Here is a 1,082-nt window from a genome sequence, read left to right on the forward strand (position 1 = left end):
TGCCTTCCGTAAGGGTGAACTCAACACCACCACAGGTGAAACCCAACTGGTTCTGGGTGACTGGGGCATTTCAAACCCGGGCGATGTCGAACAATATGCGGCCGGTCTGGTGGAAACCTTCTGCCTGAGCTGCCTGTATCAGGACTTCACGCCAGGAGACGCTAGCGTTGCTTTCCGCGCCAATGCCGTCAAGCTGTACGAAGCCATGGCCCGTGGTTACGGGGTCAATCTGCCGACCCGCGCCATGTCACGCAATACGGTTGAAGAAAAAGTACAGGCCGCCTATGGTCAGTTCTTCGTTTCGACCGAAGTCGTTGGTTTCCCGACCAAGATTCTTGCCGGTCTGCGTTACGAAAAAACCGACGTCACCTCATCCGCGCTCCAGAGTCTGCCAACCGCCATTATCTGGCAGTCGGATAACGACTTTACCCGTACCTTCGGTGCTCAGGTCGCTCCGCCGACCCTCAAGGGAAGCTACGATAACTGGCTGCCGAACATCGACGTTGCGGTTAATCTGCGTGACAACCTGATTGCCCGTGCGTCCTACTCCAAGACCATCGCGCGTCCGGCCTTCAACAACCTGTATTCTACGGTTGTTGTGAACACGCCTAACCGTCCGATTGCGGATAATGGGGTCGCAACGGCTGACAAGGGCAACCCAAACCTGCGTCCGCTGGAATCAAGCAACATCGACTTCTCGCTTGAGTGGTACTACGGTACCGACAGCTATGTGTCGGTCGGTTACTATAACAAGGACGTGGCCAACTTCCTCGGCACCGGTCGTGTAAACGAAAACCACTTCGGTCTGCGCGATCCGTCCTCTGGCCTGCCAGGAACGCGCTCGGGCACAGCCATGACGGCGCTTGACGGCATTGGTCAATCGCCAACGGATGTGAACCTGTTCACCATGACCGCTCTTATTCAGCAAAACGGGGGCGACGTTGCCGCCGCAACCGCTGAATATCAGGCCAATCTCGATGGCAATGGTGATCTGAACCTGACCTTCGTTGAGGCTGTCTATAAGGCCGAAGACATTGCGCCGGACGCTACCGACCCGCTGTTCACCTTCTCGACCCGCGTGC

General features: G+C 56.8%; 1 protein-coding gene. It reads left to right on the top strand.

Annotated features, from left to right (window positions below):
- On the top strand, positions 1-1,082 hold a 1,082-nt coding region (locus E5201_RS10865), incomplete at both ends, for a TonB-dependent receptor domain-containing protein (RefSeq protein WP_140986131.1).

The organism is Asticcacaulis tiandongensis (genome assembly GCF_006475605.1).
GTDB classification, from domain to species: Bacteria; Pseudomonadota; Alphaproteobacteria; order Caulobacterales; family Caulobacteraceae; genus Asticcacaulis; species Asticcacaulis tiandongensis.